We start from the raw sequence: 20,779 nt of genomic DNA, 5'->3' as shown, positions 1-20,779 counted from the left end.
AAGAAGCGGGAGCGCTCCCAGTGCCTCCCGGGCTGTTCGGCGTCGTTATTCATCTCATGTGACTTGAGTCACACACGTCAAGATTTGTTGACCCTGTGTACCTGCCGCACAGCTCACTGTGATTCAGTGGACGGGACACCGCAACGAAACGCCGATGACACACCTGGAGTTGCTGTCGAGGTCTCGGGGAGAGCGAGCAATGGAGACCGAGTCGGAGCCGTACGTCCGTCTTGCGACCCTGCGGCAGCTGCACCAGGTGGTGGCCGAACTCAACACGGCCAGGAGCCTGGCGGACACTCTGCAGACCGTCGTGGACGGCATCGTCGTGGGTCTCGGCTACGAACTCGCCTGTGTCAATCTCGTCCGCCCCGACGGTGATCTCGTCGTCGCCGCCTTCGCAGGTGACCCCGCCGCAGAGGCCCTCATCACCGGCCGCGTCGGCTCCCGTCCCTCCTGGGAGCGCCGCCTGACGATGGGTGAGGACTGGGACGGGCTGCGCTTCATCCCGCACACCGAGGGCTGGGTCCTCATGGAGGACGACGTCCCCCAGTGGCACACCGAAGGCCCCGAACCGCGCTTCGAGGACGAGTGGCACCCCGAGGACCGCCTCTACGCCCCGATGCACGCGTCCGGCGGGGAACTTCTTGGTGTCATCTCGGTGGACAGACCGCGAAATGGACGCCGCCCCGGCGCCTGGGGGCGCGAAGCGCTCCAGATGTACGCCTTCCAGGCGGCGATTGCGATCAGCAATGCCAGGCTCCGCGCGAACATGCAGCGCGCCCTCGTCCGGCTGGAACGGGAGCAGCAGGCGCTGCGGGCCAGTGAGGAGTCGTTCCGGCAGGCCTTCGAGTACGCGCCCAGCGGCATGGCCATCGCCGAGATGGGCGGGGACCAGCACGGCCGGCTCCTGCGGACCAACGACGCGCTGTGCCGGTTGCTCGGCCGTCCGGCCTCCGTCCTGCGCCGCTACTCCTTCTCCGACCTGGTCCACCCCGAGGACATCGGCACCCTGCTGCGGACCTCGGCCGAGGGCGGCCGCGCCGAGCTGCGCCTCGGCCGGCGCGACGGTTCGTACGTATGGGTCTCGCTGCGCAATTCCGTGGTCGCGGACGCCGCCGACGGGCCGCGCTTCCTGCTGACCCACGTCGAGGACATCGAGGAGCGCAAGCGCCACGAGCTCCAGCTCGCGCACCGCGCCAGCCACGACTCGCTGACCGGCCTGCCCAACAGCGCGGAGCTCCGCTCCCGGCTCGGGTCGCGGCTGTGCCGCAGGCCGCAGTCCGTGCGCGCCACCGCCGTGGAGGCCCTGGACGCCGCCTACGAGAGCCCGAGCGGCCGGGCCGGACAGCCCGAGCAGCCGGGATACGCGGCACAAGGGGGATACGCGGGGCAGGCGGGGTACGCGGCGCAGGCGTGCCCGGAGGGATACGAGAGCCACGCGGGACACCCGGGGCACGCGGGACAGGGGCGGCACGCGGGTCACCCGGCTCAGGCGGGCCCCACGGGCTATCCGGGACACGAGGTGCGCACCGAGGCGGTCGGCGCCGGTGAGCACGGCTTCCAGCCCGACCCCGCGAACCGGTTCGCCGGGTCCGACGCCTTCGAGTACCCCGGTGCGGTGCCCGCGCAGGCGGACGGACCGTACGACCACCACGTGCACACGGTGGCACCCTCGACCGAGGTCGACGACGGGACCAAGGGGCTCGCGGTGCTCTTCTGCGACCTCGACGGCTTCAAGTCGATCAATGACCGCTTCGGCCACCACACCGGTGACGCGGTCCTGATCGAGGTGGCCCGGCGGCTGACGACCGGAGTCAGGGACGGTGACACCGTCGCTCGGCTGGGTGGTGACGAATTCGTCGTCCTGGCCGACGGGCTCGGGACGGCGGACGCCGCCGATCTCGCGGTCCGGCTGCGCAACGCGATCATCCCGCCGATCCGCGTGGACGGCCGCGCGGTGCGCGTGGGGGCCAGTTTCGGGATCAGCTGGGCGAGTTGCGGCATGTCGGCGGACGAGGTGTTGCGCTCCGCCGACCAGCGCATGTATATCGAGAAAAGGTCCCGATCCAAGGCGCACCGCCGGGCCGGCTGAGCTGATCGGCCGTCCGTGGGCGCACGTGTTCGGGGTAGGCTCCCGTGGGTCGAAAGGAGTGACCTGCGATGACGACGCCCGCGAACAACGGCCCGCACGGTGGGGCGAGCAAGCCCGAGGACGACGATCCGTTCGGCTATCTCTACGCGGACGGCCAGGCCGCCGGAGCCACCCCGCCCCCGGGCGGTGGATATGGCTACCCCGGTCCGACGGGCGGTGGTCAGGCCGGCGCGCAGCCCGGCGTCCCCCGTACCTCGTACAACCAGGTGCGTACGGTCGGTGAGCGGACGTACGGCGGCCAGCGCGGCCCGGTTCCGCAGCAGCAGCCGCCCTACCAGGCGCAGTACCAGTCTCCGGAGGCGCTCCAGGCGGGCGGTTACGGCGTCCCGCCGCAGCAGCAGTCCCCGCAGTCGCACACCCAGCCGATCGTGCCGCCGAGCGGCGGCGGTGGCGGCGGTGGCAGGGCTGGCGGTGACGGCGCGTCCAGCCGCAAGGGCCTGCTCATCGCGGCCGTCGCGGTGGTCGCCGCGGTCGCGATCGGCATCGGTGCGGCACTGGCCTTCGGCGACAAGGGCGGGGAGAAGCGCGACGACTCCGCGAACGGCGGGCAGAACCAGTCGGCGCCCCCGCCGAACCCGACCCCGCAGCCCCCGAGCGGCTCCCCGAAGCCGTCGCAGGCCCCGCTGCCGAAGGGTGAGGCGGCCGGCGCCGGAATGGCCCTCACGGGCGGCGCGGTCCTGGAGTCGGCGGTACCGGGCGCGAAGAGCTCGGGCGGCCAGTACGTCGGCGGCTTCAACCGGCCCGGTGCGGCGCTGACGTGGACGCTGGACGTCCCGAAGGCCGGCAACTACCGCTTCTACGTGCGCTTCGGCATCCCGGGCGAGGACGCCAACGGGACCCTGGCCGTGAACGGCAAGGTCAACACCTCGCCGCTCAGCATGCGCAACTTCGCCAACTCGCCCAAGGGCGACTGGGAGAAGGGCTGGCAGACGACCTGGGGCCAGGTGACCCTGGACAAGGGCGCCAACACGATCAGGCTGTCGTGTGAAGCGGGCAACAAGTGCAACGTCAACATCGACCAGCTCTGGCTCGAACAGGGCTGAGCCCGGGCCCCACGTCGACGGCGGGCCTCAGCAGGCCCTCACCTTCACCGACCCCCGTACCTCCTCGTAGGTGCGGGGGTCGAATTCTCCCGCCGCCGGGGCGTGGACCGTGGCCGCCGAGAGGGCGACCGCGCGGATCAGGCGTTCCGGCCAGTCCAGGCCCTCCGCCAGGGCCGACAGGAGTCCGGCGACGGCGGAGTCCCCGGCTCCGGTGGGGTTGCCGGACAGCGCGCGCGGCGGGGCCGCCCGCCAGGTGCCCTCGGGGGTGGCGGCCAGCAGCCCGTCCGGGCCCAGTGAGGTGACCACGGCGTGGGCGCCCCGGCGGCGCGCGGCGCGGGTGGCGGGCAGCGGGTCGCGGGAGCCGGTGAGCTCGGCCAGCTCGGCGGCGTTCGGCTTGATCATCTCGGGGCGGGCGGCGATCCCGCGGCGCAGGGCCTCGCCGCTGGTGTCCAGGAGGACGGGGACACCGGCCGCCCGGGCCGACCGGACGAGCACGGCGTACGCGCCCACCGGCACGCCCGGCGGCAGGCTGCCGCACAGGGCCACCGCGCGGGCGCCGGCCACCAGGGCCTCGTACCGGGAGAGGAAGCGCGTCCATTCCTCGGGGGTGATCGGCGGCCCGGGCTCGTTGAACTGCGTGGTGTCGCCCGAGGCCTCGTCGGCGACGGCCACGGTGCGGCGGGTGGCGCCCGCGCAGGGGACCAGGGCGTCCACCACCCCGGGGGAGCGCGCGAGCAGCTCCCGTACGACGGAGCCGACGGGCCCGCCCGCGAAGCCCGTCGCCGTCACCTCGTGGCCGAGCGCGGCCAGCACGCGGGCGACGTTGATCCCCTTGCCGCCGGGGCGTTCGGTGACACCGGTGACCCGGTGCGAGGCGTGCGGAAGCAGGGTCGGCACGCGGTAGGTGACGTCGAGCGCGGTGTTGAGCGTCACGGTCAGGATCATGGGCACCCCCGGTCTGTTGCTGCCGGGATCATGCCAAACACGGCGCGGCCGGCCCAGTCTCCGGGGCCGACCGCTTCGTCGCGTACGGCCGCTTGGCCGTCAGGCGGCCGCGGCGGCAAGGGGGCTGACGACCCATTCGCCGCGCCGCATGACGCCCTTGACGTCGAACTCGGCGTCGAGGACGACCAGGTCCGCGTACTTGCCGGGCTCCAGCGAGCCGATCTGGTCGTACAGGCCGATCAGCTTGGCCGGGTTGGCGGAGATCGCCTGGACCACGGATTCCACCGGCAGCTTGTCGAGGGTGACCGAGCGCTTGAAGGCGGTGTCCAGGGTGAGGGTGGAGCCGGCGATCGAGCCGCCCTCGACCAGCCGGGCCACGCCCTGCTTGACCTCGACCTCCAGCAGGCCCAGGTGGTAGGTCCCGTCGCCGAAGCCGGCCGCGTCCATCGCGTCGGTGATCAGCGCCACGCGGTGCGCGCCCGCGTGGTGGAAGGCGAGCTCCAGCGCCGCCGGATGCAGGTGGGTGCCGTCGTTGATCAGCTCGACGGTGATCCGCTCGTCCTCCAGCAGCGCGGCGACGGGGCCCGGCTCGCGGTGGGCGAGGCCGGGCATCGCGTTGAAGAGGTGGGTGGCCACGGTGGCGCCCGCGTCGATGGCGGCCCGCGTCTGCTCGTACGTGGCGTCCGTGTGGCCGATCGCGGCGATGACCCCGTGCTCGGTCAGGAGCCGTACGGATTCCAGGCCGCCCGGCAGCTCGGTGGCGAGGGTGACCATGCGGGCGGCGCCGTGGGCGGCGTCGACCAGCTTGCGGACCTCGGCGGGATCGGGGTGGCGCAGCAGGTCCTCCTTGTGCGCGCCCTTGCGGCACGGGGAGATGAACGGGCCCTCGAAGTGGATGCCCGCGATCTCGCCCTGCTGGGTCAGTTCGGCGAGCAGCCCGGCGCGCCGGGCCAGTTCGTCCAGGTCACCGGTGACGGTGGAGGCGATCAGGGTGGTGGTCCCGTGCGCGCGGTGGGTGCGTACGCCCCGCAGGACCTCCTCGGCGGTGCCGGAGGCGAAGGAGGCGCCGCCGCCGCCGTGATTGTGCATGTCCACGAAGCCGGGGACGATCCAGTGCCCGGACAGGTCGACGACGTGCGCGCCCTCGTGGGCGCTGCCCGCGATGCGCTCGCCGTGGACGATGACGCGGCCGCCCGCCACGGTTCCGGTGGGCAGCACCACCCTGGCGCCGGAGAGAACGGTGCTGTGCGCGCTTCCGGACATCAGGCAGGTACCTCCGTGGCGAGTAGGTCCCAGGCGAGCAGCCCTGCGCCCAGGCATCCGGCGGTGTCCCCGAGGGCCGCCGGAACGATGTGGGGCAGCTTCTGGAACGTCACGCGCTCCTCCACGGCCGCCCGCAGTGGTGTGAACAAGGTTTCTCCCGCCTCGGCCAGCCCGCCACCGATGATCAGCGTGCGCGGGTCCAGCAGGGTGATGGCGGTGACCAGGCCGTCGGCGAGTGCGCCGACCGCCTCCAGCCAGACGGTCCGGGCGCGGGCGTCGCCCGCCGCGACGGCCGCCGCGCAATCGGCGGCGTCGGCTTCGGGGTCGCCTGCGGCGGCCGCCCAGGCACGGCTGACGGCGGAGGCGGAGGCGAGGGTTTCCAGGCAGCCGCGCTGGCCGCAGCCGCAGTCGGGGCCGCCGGGGCGGACCACGATGTGGCCGATCTCGCCCGCGTAGCCGTGGGCGCCGGCCTCGATGCGGCCGGCGATGCCGATGGCTCCGGCGATACCGGTGCCGAGCGGTACGAAGAGGAAGCGGTCGGCCCCGCGGCCGGCGCCGATGCGGCCCTCGGCGAGTCCGCCCGTACGGACGTCGTGGCCGAGGGCGACCGGGATGCCGCCGAGGCGGCTGCCGAGCAGGGCGCGCATCGGCACGTCGCGCCAGCCCAGGTTCGCCGCATAGACGGCGATCCCGTTCGGGGCGTCCACGATGCCGGGGACGGCGACGCCGGCGGCCGAAGCGGCTACGGCGAAGCGCTCCCGGCCCAGGACGAGGAGCTCGGCGGCGAAGTCCAGGATCGTCTCGACCACGGCTTCGGGGCCCCGCTCGCGTCCGGTGGCGCGGCGCGCCTCGTGGAGCAGGGTGCCGTCGGCGGCGACGAGGGCGGCCTTCATCCCGGTGCCGCCCACATCGAGGGCGATGACGTGTTTCACGGGTTTCACAGGCACAGTCTCGCGTGCTCGGCTGGCAAAGGTCTAGTCCATTGGGAGGGATTGTTGAGTGGGCATACAAAATCCGGGGCCTGCTCCTGGGCCCGCTGCGGTGCCTGCTCCTGGTCCGGCTCCGGATAAGAAGCGGGCACGGAGCGGGGCCGCAGCGGATGCCGAGGTGAACGAGCCGCCAAAGTGGTGTAGACCTTACGTGGATCGTACGTACAACAAGGGGTGGAACGAGAACTGTGAAGGGCCGTTACCTGAGCCTGGCCGCGGCCGGCGCCGCACTGTGCCTGACAGCCGTGACGCTGACGGGCTGCGGAGCCCTCGGCGGACTCACCGGGGACAACGAGGTGACCCTGCGGGTCGTGGCGGCCGACTACGGGGACAATCCGCAGAACTCCTCGACGGCCTACTGGAAGGGCCTCGCCGACGGCTTCCAGAACCGCCACCCCGGCATCAAGGTCGAGGTGAGCGTCTACTCCTGGTCGGAGGTCGACGCCAAGGTCGCCGAGATGGTCAAGGCCGGCAAGGCCCCCGACATCGCGCAGATCGGCGCCTACGCCGACTACGCGGCCGCCGGCAAGCTCTACACGGCGGCCGAGCTGCTCTCCGTTAACACCGAGGCCGACTTCCTCGGGCCGCTCGCGGACGCGGGCAAGATGGGGCGGGTCCAGTACGGACTGCCCTTCGTGGCCAGCACGCGGCTGCTCTTCTACAACGAGAAGCTGCTGGGCGACGCGGGGGTCCTGCCCAAGGACGCCAAGAACGGCTGGCAGCCCAAGAGCTGGGCGGATCTGGAAGCCGCCGCGAAGAAGCTCAAGGGCGCGGGCGTGCCGACCCCCTTCGCGCTGCCGCTGGGCCGCGAGGAGGCGCAGGCCGAGACGATGATGTGGATGCTGTCGGGCGGTGGCGGCTACACCGACGACGAGGAGGAGTACGCCATCGACTCCCCCGAGAACGTCCGGACGCTGGAGTTCCTGCGCGACAAGATGGTCGGCCAGGGGCTGACCGGACCGGTCGAGCCGGGCAAGCTGGACCGGCAGGCCGCCTTCGACGCCTTCGCGCGGGGCGAGGTCGGCATGCTGAACGGACACCCGACGCTGATGAAGCAGGCCGGGGCCAAGGGTGTGAAGTTCGGGATGGTCACCATGCCGACGGCCGACGGGACCGAGCACTCGGCGATGGGCGTCGCGGACTGGGTGATGGCCTTCAAGACCGGGCACAGGACGGAGTCCGGGAAGTTCCTGGACTACCTCTACGAGCCGAAGAACGTGGCCGCCTTCACCGGCATGTACGACCTGCTGCCCGCCACCACCAGCGGTTACCGGGTGACGGAAGCCGCCACGGGCGGCGGGGCGCCGCAGCTGAAGACCTTCCTGGCGGCGCTGCCGAACTCCCGGCTCTACCCCGTCGGCAAGAAGTCCTGGGCAGCCGTGAGCGAGCGCGTCAAGCAGGACATCGGCAAGACCGTGCAGCCGGGCGGGCAGCCGGCGAAGGTGCTGGAGGAGATCGCGACGGCGGCGCGGGCGGCGGAACCGAACTGACCGGCGCGGCGCGGCGAGGCGCCGGGCCGGGCCGGGTGCGTACGGGCCGGGCCGGGCCGGGTGCGTACGGGCCGGGCGGGCCCTGTGCGTACGGGCCGGGCGGCGTCCGCCCGTACGGCCGGGGCCCGGCCCCCCGGGCTCCGCGCCGGACCCGTGTCGGTGGGCGGCGTTAATCTGGCGGTATGACGGACGAGGGGCAGTTGACGGCCACGGAGGCCGCGGTGCTCGCGTACGAGGCTCGCACCTGGCCCGGGCCCGGGGCCAAGGAGCGGGCCATCAGGGAAGGACTGGGGATGCCCCCAGTCCGCTACTACCAGCTGCTCAACGCGCTCATGGACGACCCGCGGGCCCTGGCCCACGCGCCGGGCACCGTGAACCGGCTCCGGCGCATCCGTGAGGCCCGGCGCACCCGGCGGTGACGGCCGCCGGCCGGCGGCGGGGGTGGCGGGCGCCATAGCCGTCTCCCGGCGGGGCCGTTAGGGTCGTCCGTATGGGGAGCCTTCCGCACGACTTGCCGACGCCCGTCACCGCAGCCGGGCGCGAGGGCCTCGAAGCCCTCCTCCGAACACCTCGCCGATCCGTGATCGGCCTCGACTTCGACGGCACCCTCGCCGACATCGTCCCCGACCCCGACCAGGCACGCGCCCACCCGGGAGCCGTGCCGGCCCTGGCCGCGCTGGCCCCCGAAGTGGCCTCCGTGGCCGTGGTCACCGGCCGGCCGGCGGGCGTCGCCGTCCGCTACGGGGGCTTCGCCGGAGTCCCCGGCCTGGAACACCTCGTGGTCCTCGGCCACTACGGGGCCGAGCGGTGGGACGCCGTCACCGGGATCGTCCACGCGCCCGCCGAACATCCCGGGGTGGCGGCCGTACGGGCCGAGCTGCCGGGATTCCTCGACGCGATCGGGGCCTGGCGGGGCACGTGGATCGAGGAGAAGGGCCGGGCCCTGGCCGTCCACACCCGCCGCGCCGCCGACCCCGAAGCGGCCTTCGCCGCGCTGCGCGAACCGCTGGCCGAGCTGGCGGCGCGCCACGGGCTGATGGTGGAGCCGGGCCGGGCGGTGCTGGAGCTGAGGCCGCCGGGCATGGACAAGGGCGTCGCCCTGACGGAGTTCCTCACGGAGCGGGACGCCGAGGCGGTCCTGTACGCGGGGGACGACCTGGGCGACCTCGCGGCGTATTCGGCCGTGGAGAAGCGGCGGGCGGACGGGCTGCCCGGGCTGCTGGTGTGCAGCGGCTCCGCGGAGGTGCCGGAGCTGGCCGCCCGCGCGGACCTCATTGTGGACGGCCCGGCGGAGGTGGTCCGCCTCCTGGCGGCCCTCGCCGCAGCCCTGCGGGCCTGACCCCGGGCTGCGGCCCCCGGCATGAGCCCCGGCGGCTGATCCCGAGCCCCGGGGCGGCCGGGGCTGGCGACCCGCGGCTCAGCCCCCGGAGCCGCAGGCCCTCCCGGTGCCCGACCTGCGGCTCAGCCCCCGCAACCGCAGGCCCTCCCGGTGCCCGACCCGCGGCTCAGCCCCCGGAGCCGCAGGCCCTCCCGGTGCCCGACCCGCGGCTCAGCCCCCGGAGCCGCAGGCCCTCCCGGTGCCCCCGGCTACGTGGTGGGAACGCCGAGGTCCGCCAGCTGGGCCGTGAACCACCGCGCCGGCGGCAGGGCCGTCGCCGCCGCGGCCAGGTGCTTGGTGCGCTCCGCCCGCTCGGGCTCCGGCATGGACAGCGCCGCGTGCAGCGCCCGCGCCGTCTCCGTGACGTCGTACGGGTTCACCGTCAGCGCGGCCTCGCGGAGTTCCTCGTAGGCCCCCGCCCCGGTGGACAGCACCAGCGCGCACCCGGCCTCCGACACCACCGGGATCTCCTTCGCCACGAGGTTCATCCCGTCCCGCACCGGGTTCACCAGGGCCACGTCCGCCATCCGGTAGGCGGCGAGCGAGCGCGTGAAGTCGTCCTTCACCGACACCAGCACCGGCTGCCAGTCGTCCGTACCGAACTCCTCGTTGATCTCCTGCGCCAGCTCCCGCACCGACTCGGTGTACGCCCGGTAGACCTCCAGGTCCTGCCGGGACGGGTAGGCGGAGGCCAGGTGCACCACCTTGCCGCGCCACTCGGGGTGCGTGGTCAGCAGCTCCCGGTAGGCCCGCAGTCCCCGCAGGATGTTCTTCGACAGCTCCGTGCGGTCCACCCGGACGATCGTCTTGCGGTCCCCGACCTCAGCCCGCAGCTCCGCGAGCTTCTCGTCCACCTCCGGCCGGTGCGCCAGCGCGCGCAGCTCGTCCGCCTCCACGCCGAGCGGGTATTCGGTCACCTCGGTGAACCGGCGTTCCGCGTACCCGGTCCCGTCCGCCTTCAGCCTGCGGTGCCACACCCCGCGCTCCGCGCTGCCGGCCGGGAGGGAGCCCTCCGCCACACCGCTCGCGTCGTCCATGTTCGCGCCGGTGATGAAGTTGGACGCCCACTCCCACGTGTGGAAGCCCAGCCTGTCCGCCCCGAGCATCCCCCAGACCAACTGGCGCCTGATGTCGTCGGGCAGCATGTAGAGGAACTCCCGGGACGCCCAGGGGGTGTGCGTGAAGTGGGAGATCCGCAGGTCCGGCCGCAGCTCGCGCAGCGCGCCCGGCACCAGCGCCAGGTGGTAGTCCTGCACCAGCACGCAGGCCCCCTCGCCCGCCTCCTGCGCCAGCGCCTCCGCGAAGGCCTGGTTGTAGGCGACGTACGAGTCCCACTGCCGCCGGAACGCCGCGTCGAAGGCGGGCTCGCGCGGAATCTCGTACAGGTGGTGGTGGGTGAACCAGAGCACGGAGTTCGCGATGCCGTTGTACGCGTCGTCGTAAACGGCGGGATCGATGTCCAGCATGCGGACGCCCTCTTCGGCGACGCCCCGGCGGACCGCCTCGCGGTCCGCCTCCGAGAGCGCCGCGCAGATCCACACCGCGTCCGGCTGCTCGGCGAGGGCCGTGGAGAGACCGGAGACGAGACCGCCCCCGCCGCGCCGGGCACTGAGCGTGTCGTCGGCGGCGAGAGCGTAGGAGAGCGGGCCGCGGTTCGCTGCAACGAGTACCTGAGAAGCCATGCGGCCAACCTAGCCCGGGTCGCTCCTGCTCAAACGTGCCCGAGGTCCCGTCCCGGGCCCCCCGGGTTCACGCCGCCCGGTGCCGCGCGTACTCCGGGACGCCGAGCATCGGCGGGCGCTCCTCGGTGTCCACCGGGTACGTGCGCGGCACGAAGCCGTCCGGTCCCCGCTCGAACTGCGTCAGCTCCGGCCGGACGAGATGCCCGCGCGACAGCCTCAGCTGCGCCGTCCGGTAGATCGCCGCGGCCATCCGGCCCAGCGCCTGCCCGTCCTGGTGGCGGTGGAGCCGTACGCCGACGTCCACCTGGGCCAGCGCGTCCAGCCCGGCCGTGTGCAGCGCGTCCACCAGCAGGCCCAGCTCGACGCCGTACCCGACGGGGAACGGCAGCCGCTCCAGCAGGGAGCGGCGTACGGCGTACTCGCCGCCCAGCGGCTGCACGAAGCCCGCCAGCCGCGGCCAGTGCAGGTTCAGCAGCGGGCGGGCCACCAGCTCGGTGACCCGGCCGCCCTGGCCGGGGGTCTTGCCGGAGGCGAACCCGTCGAATTCCGTGCCGAGGGGGCGGTCGTACATGGCCTTGACGAACTGCACGTCCGGCTCGGTCAGCAGCGGGCCCACGGTTCCGGACACGAAGGCGGCCGAGAAGTCCCGCAGGTCGGCGTCCACGAAGCAGACGATGTCGCCGGTGGTGGCCAGCAGCGAACGCCACAGCACCTCGCCCTTGCCGGGCAGGGCCGGGACGCGCGGCAGGATGTCGTCGCGGTGCACCACGCGGGCGCCGGCCCGGGCCGCCAGCTCCGCGGTCCGGTCGGCCGAGCCCGAGTCGATCACGACCAGCTCGTCGACCAGGGGGACCGGCAGTCCCTCGATCAGCTCACGCCGGATCACCTCGACTATGGCGCCGACCGTCGCCTCCTCGTCCAGCGCCGGCAGCACCACGCTGACGGTGGTGCCGGCCGCCCGTTTGCGGTCGAGCAGCTGGGTGAGCGGTCGGTCGGCCGCGGACCAGGAGCGGTCGGCCAGCCAACGCTCCACCTCTTCCAGCACTTTCAGCACTCCCTGGTTTGGGTCGATATGGGATCCATCTCGCGGTTCGGACGGCTGTCTCACCCGCCCGGGCCTTCGGTTACAGTCTTGAGCAACGCGAAGGACCACCGCATGTCGGGGTCCTCGCGGACAAACGCCCGGGTGCGCCATAGAGCGCGTATCCCGGTGCCATACCGCTCATCCAGAGGGGCAGAGGGACACGGCCCGTTGAAGCCCCGGCAACCCTCCAGTCGGTTCTCGCGATCAGGCACATCGGTGCCAGCAGTGAGGTCCCCGGCTAGGGAAGGTGCCAATTCCGTCTCATGGCGAAGTGCGCCATGGGGAAGATGAGGAGAAAGGGCCTCGCCATCATGGCTGCACAGACTGCTACCACCTCTGCCGACCACGGTTCCGCCGACCTCGGTTCTGTTGACCTCGGACCCGCCACCGGCCTTTCCTGCCGGGAGTGCGCCACCCGCTTCCCGCTCGGCCCCATTTTCGCCTGCGCCGAGTGTTTCGGTCCGCTGGAAGTGGCCTACGAGCTGCCGACCGGTGACCCGGAAGCGCTGCGCGCCGCGATCGAGGCCGGCCCCGACAACATCTGGCGCTACGCGCCGCTGCTGCCCGTCCCGGCGGACGTGGCCTCCAAGCCGAGCCTGAACCCCGGCTTCACCAAGCTGGTCGACGCCGCCAACCTGGGCAAGGAGCTCGGCTTCACCGGCAAGCTCTACGTCAAGGACGACTCCGGCAACCCGACGCACTCCTTCAAGGACCGCGTCGTGGCCATCGCGGTCGAGGCCGCCCGCGCCTTCGGCTTCACCACCCTGTCCTGCTCCTCCACCGGCAACCTGGCCGGCGCCGTCGGCGCCGCGGCCGCCCGGGCCGGTTTCCGCTCCTGCGTGTTCATCCCGCACGACCTGGAGCAGGGCAAGGTCGTCATGGCCGGTATCTACGGCGGCGACCTCGTGGGCATCGAGGGCAACTACGACGACGTCAACCGCTTCTGCTCCGAGCTCATCGGGGACCCGCTCGGCGAGGGCTGGGGCTTCGTCAACGTCAACCTGCGGCCGTACTACGGCGAGGGCTCCAAGACCCTCGCGTACGAGATCTGCGAGCAGCTCGGCTGGCGGCTGCCCGACCAGATCGTGATCCCGATCGCGTCCGGCTCACAGCTGACGAAAATCGACAAGGGTCTGCAGGAGCTCGTCAGGCTCGGCCTCGTGGAGGACAAGCCGTACAAGATCTTCGGTGCCCAGGCGGAGGGCTGCTCCCCGGTGTCGACCGCCTTCAAGGCCGGTCACGACGTGGTCCGCCCGCAGAAGCCGAACACCATCGCCAAGTCGCTGGCCATCGGCAACCCGGCGGACGGCCCGTACGTCCTGGACATCGCCCGCCGCACCGGCGGCTACGTCGAGGACGTCAACGACGAGCAGGTGGTCGAGGCCATCAAGATCCTCGCTCAGACCGAGGGCATCTTCGCCGAGACGGCGGGCGGCGTGACCGTCGGCGTGACGAAGAAGCTGGTCGAGAACGGGCAGCTCGACCCGTCGTTGACCACCGTGATCCTGAACACGGGTGACGGCCTGAAGACCCTGGAGGCGGTGGCCGCGGACAGCGGGCAGACCGCCACCATCCGCCCGAGCCTGGACGCGTTCCGCGCCGCCGGGCTGGGCTGACCCTCCTCCCGCACACCGGAAAGGCAGTAGCGCCATGAGCGTCAATGTCCGCATCCCCACCATCCTGCGCACCTACACCGGCGGCCAGGCCGAGGTCCCGGCCGAGGGCGCGACCCTCGCCGAGGTCATCGAGTCCCTGGAGCGGAGCCACCCGGGCATCGCCGCGCGCGTCCTGGACGACCAGGGCAAGCTGCGCCGCTTCGTCAACGTGTACGTCAACGACGACGACGTGCGCTTCGAGGGTGGACTGCAGACGGCGACCCCGGACGGCGCGGGCGTCTCGATCATCCCCGCGGTCGCCGGCGGCTGACCGGGCGGACCGCTGCCGCTGCCCCGTCCGGCTGATAAGCAAAACCGTAATTACCCCCTCCGCTATAAACGGAGGGGGTAATTCTGTTTGATTGGGCGCGGTAGAGTTGGGGAAGTCCCCTCCGCTGTTCTTGCCCGCCGCATATGAGCGGGCCGCGCCAGGGTCGACATCGGGTCAATGTGCAAGCGCGGTATGAGGCTTTGGCGAGATATGCCGGGCCCGAGTTGCCCTGGAATGTGCCCAATTTTCACTCTATTTCAATGTTTCCGCGTGTCCAGAATTCTCGTCGGATTGACCTGTTGCAGACAGCACCGGCGCGGATACATTCAGCCTCGGTCGACGCGTTCCGGCGCAAGTTCTGACCCGGGAGCGCGAAGTGCGTTCCCGCGCAAGGGCCAGTAATAGGGGAGTTAGGCATGGCTCAGGGCACCGTCAAGTGGTTCAACGCGGAGAAGGGCTACGGCTTCATCGCGGTCGACGGTGGTGCGGATGTGTTCGTCCACTACAGCGCCATCCAGATGGACGGGTACCGCACCCTTGAAGAGGGTCAGCGGGTCGAGTTCGAGATCTCGCAGGGCCAGAAGGGGCCGCAGGCGGACATGGTCAAGCTCGCACTCGGCTAGTCCGGGGGCTGGTCCGGCGCGATCGACCGCCGACGCCTACACACGTACGCGTATACGTCGTACACACGAGGGGCCCACATCCTGGACACGGGATGCGGGCCCCTCGTACGTCGTCCCCTTCCGGCCCTTGTCCCACCTGCTTCTTCGCCGCGCGTTGCCCCGAGCCGCTTGCACTCGCGGGGGTCGAGTGCTAATCATTGGCGTTAGCACTCTCCAGGTGAGAGTGCTACTCAACGAGGACCGGGTCGGTGAGGCCCGCAGGGTCCGGCGGGAAGGAACCGCCGGGCACGCAGGCCGTCCGTCGCGGGCGCGGGCGCGGTCCGGAGCAATCCACCCCTTCCCCCATGGCCTACGGCATGGGAGGGACCCCCTGGGAGGACCACTTCAGATGGCCAAGATCATTGCGTTCGACGAGGAGGCCCGGCGCGGCCTCGAGCGTGGGATGAACCAGCTCGCCGACGCCGTCAAGGTCACCCTTGGCCCCAAGGGTCGCAACGTCGTCCTTGAGAAGAAGTGGGGCGCCCCCACGATCACCAACGACGGCGTCTCCATCGCCAAGGAGATCGAGCTCGAAGACCCGTACGAGAAGATCGGCGCCGAGCTGGTCAAGGAAGTCGCCAAGAAGACGGACGACGTCGCCGGCGACGGTACGACCACCGCCACCGTGCTGGCCCAGGCGCTCGTCCGCGAGGGCCTGCGCAATGTAGCCGCCGGCGCCAACCCGATGGCCCTCAAGCGTGGTATCGAGAAGGCCGTCGAGGCCGTCTCCGCCGCCCTGCTCGCCCAGGCGAAGGATGTCGAGACCAAGGAGCAGATCGCCTCCACGGCCTCCATCTCCGCCGCCGACACCCAGATCGGCGAGCTCATCGCCGAGGCCATGGACAAGGTCGGCAAGGAAGGCGTCATCACCGTCGAGGAGTCCCAGACCTTCGGTCTGGAGCTGGAACTCACCGAGGGCATGCGCTTCGACAAGGGCTACATCTCGGCGTACTTCGCCACCGACATGGAGCGCATGGAGTCGTCGCTCGACGACCCGTACATCCTGATCGTCAACTCCAAGATCGGCTCGGTCAAGGACCTGCTGCCGCTCCTGGAGAAGGTCATGCAGTCCGGCAAGCCGCTGCTGATCATTGCCGAGGACGTCGAGGGCGAGGCCCTGTCGACCCTGGTCGTCAACAAGATCCGCGGCACCTTCAAGTCCGTCGCCGTCAAGGCACCGGGCTTCGGCGACCGCCGCAAGGCCATGCTCGGCGACATCGCCATCCTCACCGGTGGCACCGTCATCTCCGAGGAGGTCGGCCTCAAGCTGGAGAACGCCGGTCTCGACCTGCTGGGCCGCGCCCGTAAGGTCGTCATCACCAAGGACGAGACCACCATCGTCGACGGTGCCGGTGACAGCGACCAGGTCGCCGGCCGCGTGAACCAGATCCGCGCCGAGATCGAGAACTCCGACTCGGACTACGACCGCGAGAAGCTCCAGGAGCGCCTCGCGAAGCTGGCCGGCGGCGTGGCCGTCATCAAGGCCGGCGCCGCGACCGAGGTGGAGCTCAAGGAGCGCAAGCACCGCATCGAGGACGCCGTTCGCAACGCGAAGGCGGCCGTCGAAGAGGGCATCGTCGCCGGTGGTGGCGTGGCCCTGCTGCAGGCCTCCTCGGTCTTCGAAAAGCTCGACCTCTCGGGTGACGAGGCGACCGGCGCCAACGCCGTGAAGCTCGCCCTGGAGGCTCCGCTCAAGCAGATCGCCGTCAACGGCGGCCTTGAGGGCGGCGTCGTCGTGGAGAAGGTCCGCAACCTGACCGTCGGCTGGGGCCTGAACGCCGCGACCGGCGAGTACGTCGACATGATCGCCGAGGGCATCATCGACCCGGCGAAGGTCACGCGCTCCGCTCTGCAGAACGCCGCGTCGATCGCCGCGCTGTTCCTGACGACCGAGGCCGTCATCGCCGACAAGCCGGAGAAGGCCGGCGCCGGCGCGCCGGGCGGCATGCCGGGCGGTGACATGGACTTCTGATCGGCCTCGGGCTCCGGCCTCTGGTTGATCGGCTGTTCTCGAACGAGGGCGGCATCCCCGCGGGGATGCCGCCCTCGGGCGTTTCCGGCCGCCGGCGCGCGCCTCTCGGCCGGGGCGCGCCCGGTCGCCGGTGTCAGAGCTGCTTGAGGAAGTACACGTCCTCGTGGCCGCCCGGGAGACCCGGAACGCGGGCCGTCTCCTCGTACCCGTGGCGGGCGTAGAAGCCCGGCGCCTGGAAGGTGAACGAGGAGACCATGATCGTGCGGCAGCCCCGGCGGCGGGCCTCGTCCTCGGCCGCGGCCAGCAGCTTCGCTCCCCAGCCCCCGCCGCGGCTGTCCTCGCGGACCCAGGTCAGCTCGATGCCCGCCCGGTCCCCCCAGCTCCAGCCGCTCAGGCCGGCGATGAGGGAGCCGTCGCCATCCGTGATCCGTACGGTGAACTCCGCCTGCTCGTGCCCGGCCGTGGCCGCCTGGTTGAAGGCGTCCAGCTCCTTGCCCAGCCGGGCGTCGAGCTCGGAATCCCGCCCGCCCGTGGTGATGTCCACCCCGTTGTCGTCCATCCGGCCATTGTGGGGTTGACTGATGCGTATGACCCAGCCGTTTATCAAGATCTGCGGGTTGCGGACCGCGCGCGACGTGGAGGTGGCCGTGGAGTCCGGCGCCGACGCCGTCGGCTTCGTCTTCGCGCCCGGCAGCCCGCGTACCGTCGACGCCGCCACCGCGCGCGCCCTCGCCGCGCTGGTCCCCGACGCGGTCCTCACGGTCGGGGTCTTCCGGGGGCAGCCGGTCGGGGAGGTGCGCCGCCTGGCCGACGAGAGCGGGGTGCGCGCCGTACAGCTCCACGGGGACGAGGGGGCCGAGTACTACGAGGAGCTGCGCGGGCCGGGCCGGACGCTGATCCGCGCCACCGCCGAGCACGTCGAACGCTGCGGGGAGCTGGGCGAGGACCTGCTGCTGCTCGACGCACCCGACCCGGGGTCGGGCAAGCCGTGGAACTGGGGCTCGGAGGAGTTCGCGGCGCCCAAGGGCCGGTGGATGCTGGCGGGCGGGCTGACCCCCGCCAACGTCGGGGAAGCGGTCAGGGTCACCGGCGCCTGGGGCGTGGACGTCTCCAGCGGGGTGGAGCGGGAGCGCGGAGTGAAGTCACCGGAGCTCATCCGCGCCTTCATCCGGGCGGCGCACGCCCTCCGTAGCTGACTGCATCCGTGTCATCACGTTGCGCGAGAAATCCGGCATGTGTGCGTCCGGTTGAGGGCATTGACCCGGCATGGACCCCGAAAAGCTGGGCTGGCTGCGGCGCCTGACGCCCCGCCTCGCCCCCAGGGGCGGTGCCGCGGCGGTGTTCGCGCCGCGCAGCGCCCCCGTCTTCACCGCCGACTTCGCCTCCCTCACCCAGTGGGTCGCCGGCCGCTCGTGGGCTTATCCCGACGGCGGTCCGGTCAACCCGCGCGACAACAAGCTCGACCACCTGGTCTCCGATCCCGACTACAGCCGTAGCGGCGTCTTCCGCGCGACGCGCCGCCCCGACGGCAACTGGGACGCCGGGCTGCTCACCACCGAGGGCAGCGAAGAGGGCTTCATGGTGCGCACCGGCGACGTGCTGGAGGCGCGCGTCAGACTCCCGGTGGAGATCGGGGCGTGGCCCGCGATCTGGACCTGGCGGGACGGCGGCCAGGAGATCGACGTCTTCGAGTACCACCCGGACAACCCCGATCTGCTGGAGCTGTCCAACCACGTCCGGCAGGGGCACCGCTACCACCGCGACCCGTCGGTGCGGCCCGGGGCCTGGGTGGACCTGAAGGTGGAGTTCGGGAAGAACTCGGTGGTCTGGTGGGTCAACGGAGCGCGCGTGTACAGCGACGGCAGAGGGGTGGGCCGCGCCTGGCACGCGTACCTCATCGTCAACCTGTCGGTCTGCGCCGGGCGCTACCATCCGGCGCCCGAGCCGGGGGTCGACGAGATGTCCTACGAGGTGTCGCGGCTCCAGGTGTACCGGCGCGCCACCCCCGGCCGGGTGCCCAGGCCCGCGGAGCCGCCCGAGGGCCGCCCGGCGTAGGCGTTTCTTTCGGCGGAGCGGGCAGGGCGCGCAGGTCAGTCGGTGCGCAGGCGGGCGTGCAGGTGTTCGTCGTGCCAGCCGTCCGCGTGGAGCAGGGCGCCGCGCAGGGTGCCCTCCAGGGCGAAGCCGGCCTTCGTCGCGATGGCGCAGGACGCAGGGTTGGCGACGGAGTGCGTGATGCGCAGGCGGTGCAGGCCCAACTCCTCGAAGGCCCAGCGGCTGACCCGGTCCGTGGCTTTGGCCATGATGCCGCCGCCGCGTCCGGCGGGCAGCAGCCAGTACAGGAACTCGCCGCTGCCGCCGCGCAGGTCGAGGTCGCTCAGGCCGATGAGGCCGACGGCCGGGCCCGGCGCCACCGGCGCGATCGCCCAGATCGCGGCCTCCTCGGCCTCCCAGCGGGCGTGCCAGCGCCCGATCCGGTCTTCGGCCTGCGCCAGCGTGAGGCGACCCGGGCGGTTCCAGTGCCGGATGTCCGGGTCGAGGCAGGACTCGACCAGCGCGGGCGCGTCGCCCGGTTCCCAGGGGCGCAGGAGGGCGTCCCCCAGGGGCAGCACGGGCTGGGGGAGGGCGCGCATGCGGCCGGGTGAAACCACCGGGGGTATGTCGTCGGTCATGAGCGCATGGTGGCAGGGGCGTCCGTCGGGGTGTCCGGGCCGGGGCGGGAGGCGGGGACCGGGGTCGGGTCGGTGTTCAGGTCGGTCAGCATCTGGGGCGTGAAGCCGAAGAAGTAGGTGGCGGCGAAGCCCACGAGGTAGCCGACCACCAGGCCGCCCGCGTAGATCGCCAGGGTGAGGCCCATGCCCGAGGTGCCGTCGAGCAGCGGGAAGAGGGCCCAGCCGGAGGGGCCGATGGCGGTCGAGCCGAAGGTGACGCCGAGCTGGTGGCACAGGCCCACGAAGGCGCCGCCGGCCGCGCCGCCGCAGCAGGCGGTGACGAAGGGGCGGCCCAGGGGCAGGGAGACGCCGTAGATCAGCGGTTCCCCTACGCCCAGGAAACCGGCCGGGAGGGCGGATTTGACGGTGGCGCGCAGCGAGCCGTTGCGCGGCAGGCGGCAGTAGACGGCGATGGCGGCGCCGACCTGGCCCGCCCCCGCCATGGCGAGGACGGGCAGCAGCACGGTGTAGCCGGACTGCCCGATGAGGGTGGTGTGCAGGGGGATCAGGGCCTGGTGCAGGCCCAGCATCACCAGCGGGAGGAAGAGGCCGCCGAGGACCAGGCCGGCGAGGGCGCCGCCGGTGGCGAGCAGCCAGGTGGCGAAGGTGCCGATGGCGGTGGAGACCTCACCGGCGAGGAACATCAGCCCGTAGAGCGTGGCCAGGCCGGAGACGAGGACGGTCAGGGTCGGGGTGACCAGCACGTCCAGGGATTCCGGTACCCAGCGCCGGCACCACTTCTCCACCTGGACGGCGAGCAGGGCGGCCGCCAGGGCGCCCAGTACGCCGCCCTGGCCCGGGGAGAGCTGCTGGCCGAAGGCATCGATCTTGGTGACGCCCGGGAAGACGATGATGGCGGCGACCGCGCCGCCGAGGACGGCCGTGCCCCCGAACTCCTTGGCGGTGTTGTAGCCGACGAAGACGGCGATCAGCGACATGAAGCCGGAGGCGAGCGCGGCGAGGGCCGGCACGACCCCCGCCAGCCAGCCCGCGTTGGTCAGTACGCCGCTCAGGCCCGCGATGATGCCGCAGCCGATGAGCGCCGGGATCAGCGGTACGAAGATGTTCGCGACGCGGCGCAGGAACCTCTTGAAGGGGGTGGAGTTGCGGGCTTTCTGAGCCTCCTTCATCGCGGCGCCCCGGGCCTTGAGTTCCTCGGCCGTGACGGGCGGCCGGTCGGCCGCCTGCGAGCGGCCCTCCTCCACGAGCGCCTCGAACTGCGGGGTCACGCGGGCCACGGTCCCCGGGCCGAGCACGATCTGGTAGGTGTCGTCCTCGACCACGCCCATGACGCCCGGCACGGCCCGCAGGGCCTCCTCCTGGACCAGGCCGCGGTCGCGCAGGCCGATGCGCAGGCGCGTCATGCAGTGGGCGATGGAGGTGACGTTGTCCGGGCCGCCGACCAGGGGGAGGATCGCGGCGGCTGTGGCGCGGTTCTTGTCCGTGGGCATGGTGGTCGCCTCGCTGTCGGGGGGCCGGGTGGTC

19 protein-coding genes and 1 riboswitch are annotated in these 20,779 nt (G+C 72.1%); of the genes, 11 read left to right on the top strand and 8 right to left on the bottom strand.

What is annotated here, in order from left to right; genetic code table 11:
* Window positions 1-199 precede the first annotated feature (199 nt).
* Window positions 200-2,092 (top strand): diguanylate cyclase domain-containing protein, encoded by a 1,893-nt coding sequence (locus tag ACWDX7_RS12665; RefSeq protein WP_451490480.1) that lies wholly within the window; start codon window positions 200-202, stop codon window positions 2,090-2,092.
* 68 nt (window positions 2,093-2,160) lie between these two features.
* A complete protein-coding gene (locus ACWDX7_RS12660) occupies window positions 2,161-3,195 on the top strand; it encodes a CBM35 domain-containing protein (RefSeq protein ID WP_451490481.1) in 1,035 nt (344 codons plus the stop codon).
* A gap of 27 nt (window positions 3,196-3,222) precedes the next feature.
* Here the strand turns inward: ACWDX7_RS12660 and ACWDX7_RS12655 are convergent, their stop codons facing one another.
* From ACWDX7_RS12655 to ACWDX7_RS12645, 3 genes are all read right to left on the bottom strand, one after another.
* Entirely contained in the window at window positions 3,223-4,140 is a 918-nt protein-coding gene (locus ACWDX7_RS12655) for a 1-phosphofructokinase family hexose kinase (RefSeq protein WP_451490482.1), read from the bottom strand.
* A gap of 99 nt (window positions 4,141-4,239) precedes the next feature.
* Window positions 4,240-5,403, bottom strand: a complete 1,164-nt coding sequence (nagA, locus tag ACWDX7_RS12650; protein ID WP_451490483.1) for an N-acetylglucosamine-6-phosphate deacetylase — start codon at window positions 5,401-5,403, stop codon at window positions 4,240-4,242.
* Window positions 5,403-6,335: an ROK family protein gene (locus ACWDX7_RS12645; protein WP_451490571.1), complete on the bottom strand. Its 933-nt coding sequence runs from the start codon at window positions 6,333-6,335 to the stop codon at window positions 5,403-5,405. Before ACWDX7_RS12645 ends, nagA begins: the two co-directional genes overlap by 1 nt.
* A gap of 245 nt (window positions 6,336-6,580) precedes the next feature.
* On the opposite strand from ACWDX7_RS12645, the gene ACWDX7_RS12640 reads away from it, so the two are divergent.
* From ACWDX7_RS12640 to otsB, 3 genes are all read left to right on the top strand, one after another.
* Window positions 6,581-7,882: an extracellular solute-binding protein gene (locus ACWDX7_RS12640; protein ID WP_451490484.1), complete on the top strand. Its 1,302-nt coding sequence runs from the start codon at window positions 6,581-6,583 to the stop codon at window positions 7,880-7,882.
* Window positions 7,883-8,064: 182 nt separating this feature from the next.
* Window positions 8,065-8,301 carry a DUF3263 domain-containing protein gene (locus ACWDX7_RS12635; protein WP_451490485.1) on the top strand — a complete coding sequence of 79 codons (237 nt, stop codon included), beginning with the start codon at window positions 8,065-8,067 and terminating at the stop codon, window positions 8,299-8,301.
* A gap of 71 nt (window positions 8,302-8,372) precedes the next feature.
* The gene (gene otsB, locus ACWDX7_RS12630; protein WP_451490486.1) at window positions 8,373-9,221 is read left to right on the top strand and encodes a trehalose-phosphatase; all 849 of its coding nucleotides are present in this window, start codon (window positions 8,373-8,375) and stop codon (window positions 9,219-9,221) included.
* Between the two features lie 248 nt (window positions 9,222-9,469).
* On the opposite strand, the gene ACWDX7_RS12625 is transcribed toward otsB, so the two are convergent.
* Complete coding sequence (locus ACWDX7_RS12625; protein ID WP_451490487.1) at window positions 9,470-10,942, bottom strand: alpha,alpha-trehalose-phosphate synthase (UDP-forming); 1,473 nt, start codon at window positions 10,940-10,942, stop codon at window positions 9,470-9,472.
* Between the two features lie 67 nt (window positions 10,943-11,009).
* Window positions 11,010-11,987, bottom strand: a complete 978-nt coding sequence (locus tag ACWDX7_RS12620) for a glucosyl-3-phosphoglycerate synthase (RefSeq protein ID WP_451490488.1) — start codon at window positions 11,985-11,987, stop codon at window positions 11,010-11,012.
* A gap of 174 nt (window positions 11,988-12,161) precedes the next feature.
* Window positions 12,162-12,320: riboswitch (SAM riboswitch) on the top strand.
* A 17-nt stretch (window positions 12,321-12,337) separates the two neighbouring features.
* On the opposite strand from ACWDX7_RS12620, the gene thrC reads away from it, so the two are divergent.
* The 4 genes from thrC to groL all read left to right on the top strand — a co-directional run bounded on the left by thrC (window position 12,338) and on the right by groL (window position 16,586).
* Window positions 12,338-13,642 (top strand): threonine synthase, encoded by a 1,305-nt coding sequence (thrC, locus tag ACWDX7_RS12615; RefSeq protein ID WP_451490489.1) that lies wholly within the window; start codon window positions 12,338-12,340, stop codon window positions 13,640-13,642.
* Between the two features lie 34 nt (window positions 13,643-13,676).
* Window positions 13,677-13,952 carry a MoaD/ThiS family protein gene (locus ACWDX7_RS12610; protein WP_451490490.1) on the top strand — a complete coding sequence of 92 codons (276 nt, stop codon included), beginning with the start codon at window positions 13,677-13,679 and terminating at the stop codon, window positions 13,950-13,952.
* Between the two features lie 416 nt (window positions 13,953-14,368).
* Window positions 14,369-14,575, top strand: a complete 207-nt coding sequence (locus ACWDX7_RS12605) for a cold-shock protein (RefSeq protein ID WP_030009783.1) — start codon at window positions 14,369-14,371, stop codon at window positions 14,573-14,575.
* A 388-nt stretch (window positions 14,576-14,963) separates the two neighbouring features.
* Window positions 14,964-16,586 (top strand): chaperonin GroEL, encoded by a 1,623-nt coding sequence (gene groL, locus ACWDX7_RS12600; protein WP_451490491.1) that lies wholly within the window; start codon window positions 14,964-14,966, stop codon window positions 16,584-16,586.
* 133 nt (window positions 16,587-16,719) lie between these two features.
* Here the strand turns inward: groL and ACWDX7_RS12595 are convergent, their stop codons facing one another.
* On the bottom strand, window positions 16,720-17,145 hold the full coding sequence (locus tag ACWDX7_RS12595; protein WP_451490492.1) for a GNAT family N-acetyltransferase: 426 nt from the start codon (window positions 17,143-17,145) through the stop codon (window positions 16,720-16,722).
* A gap of 28 nt (window positions 17,146-17,173) precedes the next feature.
* Here ACWDX7_RS12595 and ACWDX7_RS12590 point away from each other — a divergent pair, with 28 nt between their 5' ends.
* Both ACWDX7_RS12590 and ACWDX7_RS12585 read left to right on the top strand, forming a co-directional pair.
* On the top strand, window positions 17,174-17,782 hold the full coding sequence (locus tag ACWDX7_RS12590; protein WP_451490493.1) for a phosphoribosylanthranilate isomerase: 609 nt from the start codon (window positions 17,174-17,176) through the stop codon (window positions 17,780-17,782).
* 70 nt (window positions 17,783-17,852) lie between these two features.
* Window positions 17,853-18,641, top strand: coding sequence for a beta-glucanase (locus tag ACWDX7_RS12585; RefSeq protein WP_451490494.1), 789 nt, complete (start codon window positions 17,853-17,855; stop codon window positions 18,639-18,641).
* Between the two features lie 35 nt (window positions 18,642-18,676).
* Here ACWDX7_RS12585 and ACWDX7_RS12580 read toward each other — a convergent pair whose 3' ends face one another.
* Together ACWDX7_RS12580 and ACWDX7_RS12575 are read right to left on the bottom strand one after the other, a co-directional pair.
* A complete protein-coding gene (locus ACWDX7_RS12580; protein ID WP_451490495.1) occupies window positions 18,677-19,255 on the bottom strand; it encodes a GNAT family N-acetyltransferase in 579 nt (192 codons plus the stop codon).
* Window positions 19,252-20,745, bottom strand: a complete 1,494-nt coding sequence (locus tag ACWDX7_RS12575) for a PTS transporter subunit EIIC (RefSeq protein ID WP_451490496.1) — start codon at window positions 20,743-20,745, stop codon at window positions 19,252-19,254. The genes ACWDX7_RS12580 and ACWDX7_RS12575 overlap by 4 nt, the downstream gene beginning before the upstream one ends.
* Window positions 20,746-20,779: the final 34 nt, after the last annotated feature.

Source organism: Streptomyces sp. NPDC003034 (genome assembly GCF_053591375.1).
The sequence above is the reverse complement of the archived record's forward strand: the minus strand, read 5'-3'. Positions and strand labels throughout refer to the sequence as shown.